The 6747-nt window shown below is 67.2% G+C and carries 5 protein-coding genes; 4 read left to right on the top strand and 1 reads right to left on the bottom strand.

Going from position 1 to position 6747, the window contains the following annotated elements:
- Positions 1-367, top strand: a 367-nt coding sequence (locus SX243_24585; GenBank protein ID MDY7096165.1) for a ClpXP protease specificity-enhancing factor SspB, incomplete at its 5' end; no start/stop codon positions are given.
- 229 nt (positions 368-596) lie between these two features.
- Here the strand turns inward: SX243_24585 and SX243_24580 are convergent.
- On the bottom strand, positions 597-2372 hold the full coding sequence (locus SX243_24580) for a long-chain fatty acid--CoA ligase (protein ID MDY7096164.1): 1776 nt from the start codon (positions 2370-2372) through the stop codon (positions 597-599).
- A 189-nt stretch (positions 2373-2561) separates the two neighbouring features.
- Here SX243_24580 and SX243_24575 point away from each other — a divergent pair, with 189 nt between their 5' ends.
- The 3 genes from SX243_24575 to SX243_24565 all read left to right on the top strand — a co-directional run.
- Positions 2562-2900, top strand: coding sequence for a UPF0175 family protein (locus SX243_24575; protein MDY7096163.1), 339 nt, complete (start codon positions 2562-2564; stop codon positions 2898-2900).
- Complete coding sequence (locus tag SX243_24570) at positions 2888-3415, top strand: DUF3368 domain-containing protein (GenBank protein MDY7096162.1); 528 nt, start codon at positions 2888-2890, stop codon at positions 3413-3415. The genes SX243_24575 and SX243_24570 overlap by 13 nt, the downstream gene beginning before the upstream one ends.
- Before the next feature lie 119 nt (positions 3416-3534).
- Positions 3535-6747 (top strand): DEAD/DEAH box helicase (locus tag SX243_24565; protein MDY7096161.1); only part of this gene is annotated, 3213 nt, incomplete at its 3' end.

The following is a 6747-nucleotide window of genomic DNA, read 5'->3' as shown; positions in this document are numbered from 1 at the left end:
CCGCACCGACCACCCCGGAGTCTCTCTCCCGACCTTTCTCCGCGAGCGCTATCCGGAGGAGATGACCATCGCCCTGCAGCACCAATTCTGGGGCTTGATGGTGGACGAGGAAGCTTTTTCCGTCACCCTCGCCTTCGAGGGCTCCCGGCATAGCGTCACCGTTCCCTTCGAAGCCGTCGTCGCCTTCGCCGACCCCGTCGCCGAGTTCACCCTCCAGCTCAAGCCGATCCTGCCGGCGGAGGAAGAACCACTGGCGGCGCAGGAAGCAGAGCCCGAGGACGCCGCGGGCGAGGATGCTGCGGAAGGGGACGGCGGCGAGGGCGAGGGCGCCCGGGTGGTGGATTTCGAAGCCTTCCGCAAGCGCTAGGAGCCTGCTGAAAAACTCAGCCGCTAGCGAGAGCGAGAATTTTTCGAGCAGAATCGAGGCGGAGAACCGCAGACGATTCGGGAATCGTCGAGGTTCGACAACGAAGATTCGGCCGAAAAGAGCCGGTCGTAGCGCGGCGCGAGTTTTTCAGCAGGCTCCTAGAGCCCGCTGGCTTGTTTCAGCCGGCTCCCAGTCCGTCTATCCAATCCTTGTATCCAGCCCTCGGTACCTAGTCCTCGTACATCGATTCGATCTCGGCGCTGTAATGCTCATAGATCACCCGGCGCTTGAGCTTGAGGGAGGGCGTCAGCTCGCCGGCGTCGACGGTGAAGGGCTGAGGCAAGACGCGGAATTTGCGCACGCTCTCCACCCGCGCCACCCGCTGGTTGACCCGCTCGATGGCCCGCTCCACTTCCTCTAGCACCCGCGAATCCTCGTGCAGCGCTCCCGCCTCGCCATCCGGGACCACCTCCTGGGCCGCCTCCTGATCGAGCACGACGAGCGCGCTCAGGAATTTGCGCCCGTCGCCGATGATCACCGCCTCGGCGATGATCGGCTGGTCCTTGAGCAGGGCCTCTAGATTGTTGGGGGCGATGTTCTTGCCGCCGGAGGTGATGAGAATCTCCTTCTTGCGCCCGACGATGCTCAGGAAGCCGTCGTCGTCGAAGGCGCCCAGGTCCCCGGAGCACAGCCAGCCGTCCACCAGCGTCTCCGCCGTCGCTTCCGGATCCTTGAAATAGCCCAGGAAGACGTTGGGCCCCCGCAGTAGCACCTCGCCGTCGTCGGCGATGCGAACCTCCGCTCCCGGAAGCGGCGGTCCGACGGTGCCCAGTCGGGCCCGGCCGGGGCAGTTGAAGGTGGTGGGGCCACAGCCTTCGGATTGGCCGTAGACCTCGTAGAGGATGATGTCCAACGAAGCGAAGAACTCCAGCACGTCGCGGGAGATGGGCGCGGCGCCGGAGGAGCACACCCGCGCCCGCCCCAGGCCCATGAGGGGCTTGACCTTCGAGAACACCAGCTTGGTGGCGAGGCGGTATTGGAGGCCTAGCCAACCCGTCGGCTCCTCGCCGCGACAGCGCAGCTCCGAGACCTTGCGACCGACCCCCATGGCCCACTTCATCAGCTTCGCCTTGGCACCGGTAGCCTGGCGTAGCTTGCCGCTGACTACCGCGTGCATGCGCTCCCACACCCGCGGCACGCCGAAGACCATGGTGGGCTGGACGTCCCGTAGGTTCTCCGCCACCTTCTCCATGCTCTCGGCGAAGTAGATGCTGTAGCCGGCGGTGAGCGCCGCGTGGATGGTGAACATCTGCTCTGCGATATGGGACAAGGGCAGGTACGAGACGGCGCTGTCCTCGGGCCCCAGGCCGAAAAGCTCGCTCACCGCCACGGAGGCGGTCCAGGCCAGGTTGCCGTGGGAGAGCATCACCGCCTTGGGGGGGCCGGTAGTCCCGGAGGTGTAGATCAAAGAGCCCACATCGTCCAGGGTCAAGCCCTCGAGCCGCTGGTCCACCGCTTCCTCCGCCACCCCGTCTCCCAGGGCCAGGAAGTCCTTCCACCCCATGGCCAGCGGGTCGTCGGGCACCTCCGCCCCTTCCATCAACACCACCCGCTCGAGCTTGGGCATGGAGTCCCGCTCCGCCACCACCTTGGCCCATTGCTCCAGATCCTCGATCAGCAGGAAGCGCGCCTCGGCGTGGTCGACGATGTAGCTCAGCTCCTCCGCCGAATTGGTAGTGTAGACCCCCGCCGGAACGCCCCCAGCGAGGGTGGCGCCGAGGGCGAAGATCACCCACTCGGGACGATTGAAGCCGATGATGCAAGCGGCGTGACCGGGCTCGAAGCCCTCCGCCATCAGCGCCCGCGCCGTCTGCCGTACCTGGGCCGCATACCGCTCCCAGGAGGTCGGCTCCCACCGCCCCTCTCGCTGGACGAAATAAGCCGCATCCTCTCCCCGCACTTCCGCCTGTCGCAACAGCCGCGCAACCGTCGTATCCGCCGGCATGAGCACCTCCTGAATGTGAGCCCTAATCGAGTTGGGCTTATGGTAGCCCGGAGGTGAGGCGAGGCCCAAGAACCTTCGATGTATGGCCGGCAGACCGCGCCGAGAGCTTGAGTTCGTCGGCCCTGGGGGGAGGGGAGAAAACCGTTGACCCGAGGGCGACCCCACGCTATGTTCCTACAGGAGGTGCCCATGCACTGCGTGAACGTTCGGCAGCTAAAGAATAACCCGTCCGAGGCCCTGCGAGAGGCGGTAGAGGGACCGGTGCTGGTGCTCAAGGGAGATCTCCCCGAGGCCGTGCTCCTACACCTCGAAACCGGCGACTCGGCGGAGGATATGGACCTGCGGCTGGCCCTGGCGGTCGCCCTGTTCAAGAGCGAAGCCTTGTCCCTCGGCCGCGGCGCGCGGATCGCCGGGCTGCCGGTGGACGACTTCGTGCGTCACCTTTCCCGGCTGGGCGTCTCCGTGGTTGAGGGAGATGAGGAACAGGCTCGGTCTGACCTCGAGACCCTCGAAGGTTGGCTCGCCTGACTCCTCCCCGCCCAAAGCACTCCGCTCCCCGGCGTCTCATCCTCTCCGACACCAGCCCGCTCCTGGGCCTCTCCCGGGTCGACGGAATCCCATGGCTCGCGGACCTCTTCGGTGAGGTCTGGATCACCACCGAGGTCTCGCAGGAGCTCCTGGCCACCAGCGCCATCGAGCAGCCGATTCGCCAGGCCCTCGATGCCGGCTGGCTCCAGCTCCTCGACCCCCCCAACGATCTCCCCCCTTGCCCGCCCCATCTGGGCCCCGGCGAGTGGAGCACGATCCAAGGCGCGTTGGCTCACGACGGCCCCTGCCTGCTCTTGATGGACGACCGCACTGCACGCCGCGAGGCGCAAAGCATGGGCCTCGCGGTCACCGGCACCGCGGCGGTCATCGGCATGGCCCAGAAGCGGGGAGTGATCCCGTCTGCCCGCGACGTCTTCGAGCAGCTCCTGCAATCCGACTTCCGCATCGCCCCGAAGATTCTGCGGGAGATTCTCCTGGAGCTGGAAGAAAAATGAGGAAGATCCTTTCCCGCCTCACCGTCCCACACAATCGACTCCCCTAGCCGATCGCCTCTCGGGCTGTTAAGCTATCGGCTTTGCTGTACGGCTGTTCTTGCCGTGCTCACGAAGAAATTATGTCGCTAACGCGAGCACTACAGGATGAGTTCCCCCCGGAAGTCCGGGAGCGGGGACGCGAATACTTCCAGACCAAACGGGTGCGCCTGGTGGTCAGCCGGCCGGCGTTGTTGGTGGCGGAGGTCCAGGGAGGCGATAGCTACAAGGTCTATCTGACCCCCGACGGCTACCGCGAATACGGCGCCCACTGCTCGTGCACCGCGTTCTCCCGCTACGACAGCTGCAAGCATCTGTGGGCGGCGCTGCTGGAGGCGGACTCCCGGCGCTTCTCTTGGCTGGCGGAAGCCAAGGCCGGCTACCTGGTGCCGATGGAGGTCTCCGACTTCCTCGACGACCAGGAGCAAAAAGGGCCGGCGTCGAGCTGGCGGGCGCGGGTCAGCGAAGTGCGCGCCACCATGCGCGAGAGTCTGGGCTCGGACACCACGGTGGCGGACTTCGAGGTGCTCTACATCCTCGATGTGGACGACGCCCTGGAGCACGGCTCGCCGGTCATCGAGCTGTGCTCCCGGCGCCGCCGCGCCAACGGTGATTGGGGCACCCTGCGGGCTTTCCGACCGGCGCCGGAAGAGCTCCAACGACTTCCCGAAGCCGTCGACCGGCAGATTATCGGTGCCCTCCACGGCGCCCGGCCGGAGAGCGAGCGCAACCTCTACAGCTTCACCTCCGCCGACGAGGTCACCAACCGCTACGTCATGGACGGCGCCAACGCCGGCCTGCTGGTGCCGCTGCTGTGCAGCACCGAGCGCTTCTTCCTGCGCCGGTCCGGCGCCCTCGAAAGTAGCCCCCTGCGCTGGCACGACGGCGATCCCTGGGTTCTCGGGCTGAAGGTGGAGGAGACCGAGACCCACACCGAGGTGCGCGGTTTCCTGCAGCGGGGGGAAGAGCGCATGCGCCTCGAGGAGCCGGACGTGCTGCTGATGTACGGCCAGCTCTTCGCCAGCGACCAGGCGGCTCCCTTCGATCCCCGGGGGGCCTTCGCCTGGGTCAACTTGCTGCGCGAGAACGATCTGCTCAAAGCCGACGCCAGCGAGCGGGACGCGGTGGTGGAAAGCATCCTTGACCTACCCGCCCAGCCGCTGCTGGAGCTGCCCAAACCCTGGACCGTGGGCACCGCTCCCAAACCCCGGCCGCGGCTGGAGGTGGAGCGCATCGGCCGCAACGGCAGCGACCGCCGGCGCATCGGCTGCCGGCTGCGCTTCGACTATCGGGGAGCGCTGGTGGACTCCGGCGAGCCGCGGCAGGTCCTGCGCCGCCCCGACAGCCACAACCTGTTCAACCGCAACCTGGAAGCGGAGGCCGAGTACTTCGCCCGCCTCATCGAGCTTGGCGCCCGCCGGGCACCGGCCCTGGATCGGGAGTATTCCGCCTACCTGGTGCCCAGCCGCTTCTCCGACCTGGTGCGTCTGCTGGTGGGAGAGGGCTGGATGGTGCGCGCCGACGGCCGCGCCTACCACCGCGCCGGGCCCATTCGCATGACCGTTTCCTCCGGCGTCGACTGGTTCGACGTCCACGGCGAGGTTTCCTTCGACGGCCAATCCCTGTCGCTGCCGGAGCTGCTGGCCGCGGCGCGCTCGGGCTCCGGCACGGTGCGGCTGGGGGATGGCTCCGTGGGCCTGCTGCCGGAACAATGGCTGGAGCGCTCCGGCCTCCTCGCCGCCTTCGCTCAGCACCAGGGTGAGAATCTGCGCTTCGCCCACTCCCAGGGCTTCCTCCTCGACGCCCTGCTGGCGGCGGCGGAAGAAGAAGCCCAGGTGGACGAGGGCTTCAAAGACTTCCGCCGGCGCCTCGAAGGCTTCGAGGGCGTCCAGCCCATGCACGAGCCGGAGACCTTCGAAGGCACCCTGCGGGAATACCAGCGCCATGCCCTCGGCTGGTTCCGCTTCCTGCGCCAATTCCACCTCGGCGGCTGCCTGGCGGACGATATGGGTCTGGGCAAGACGGTGCAGGTGCTGGCTCTTCTCGAGCACCAGCGCCTGGATCCGTCGGACGAGACCCGCACCTCGCTGGTGGTGGTGCCGCGCTCGCTGGTGTTCAACTGGCTACGGGAGGCGGAGCACTTCGCCCCGGGCCTGACCTGTCTCGACTACACCGGGCCCCAGCGCAAGGAGAACCTCCAGCGCATCCCCGAGGTCGACCTGGTGATCACCACCTACGGCATCCTGCGCCGGGACATCCTCGAGCTCAAAAAGATCGGCTTCCACTACGTGGTGCTGGACGAAGCGCAGGCGATCAAGAACGCCTCCAGCCAGGCGGCGAAGGCGGCTCGGTTGCTGACGGCGGAGCATCGCCTGGCGCTCAGCGGCACCCCCATCGAGAACCACCTGGGAGAGCTGTGGTCGCTCTTCGAGTTCCTCAACCCGGGCATGCTGGGCAAGAGCAGCACCTTCCGCAAACTGGTCAGCCAGAGCAACGGGGGCAGCCTGGCGGAGGACGGCCGGGAGCTGCTGGCGCGGGCGGTGCGGCCGTTCATCCTGCGGCGCACCAAGGAGCAGGTGATCCGCGATCTGCCCAACAAGGTCGAGCAAACCCTCTTCTGCGAGATGGAACCGCGCCAACGCCGGCTGTATGAAGAGCTGCGGGGGCACTATCGGTCGACCCTGCTCCAGCGGGTGGCGGAACAGGGCATGGGCGGATCCCAGATGCAGGTGCTGGAGGCGCTCCTACGGCTGCGCCAGGCGTCCTGCCACCCGGGGCTCATCGACAAGGAGCGGGACGAGGAGACCAGCGCCAAGCTCGACGTGCTCCTGCCCAGCCTGTTGGAGATCTGCGACCAGGGCCACCGGGCGCTGGTGTTCTCCCAATTCACCAGCCTGCTGGCCATCGTGCGCAAGCGCCTGGATCAGGCCAAGCTTCCCTACGAGTACCTCGACGGCCAGAGCCGCAACCGCCAGGAGCGGGTGGAGCGCTTCCAGAGCGACGACGGCCCGCCGGTCTTCCTCATCAGCCTCAAGGCCGGGGGCCTGGGCCTCAACCTCACCGCCGCCGACTACGTCTTCATCCTCGACCCGTGGTGGAACCCCGCCGCCGAGGCGCAGGCCATCGACCGCGCCCACCGCATCGGCCAGACCCGCCGGGTCCTCGCCTACCGGTTGATCTGCCGCGACACGGTGGAAGAGAAGATCCTCGAGCTGCAGCGCCAGAAGCGCGACCTGGCGGAGGCCATCGTGCGCACCGACGACGGCATGATGAAGAATCTCAGCCGCGAAGACCTG

This window comes from Acidobacteriota bacterium (assembly GCA_034211275.1).
GTDB lineage: Bacteria > Acidobacteriota > Thermoanaerobaculia > Multivoradales > JAHZIX01 > JAGQSE01.
Note: the sequence above shows the minus strand (reverse complement) of the source record. Positions and strands in the feature narration are given on the sequence as shown.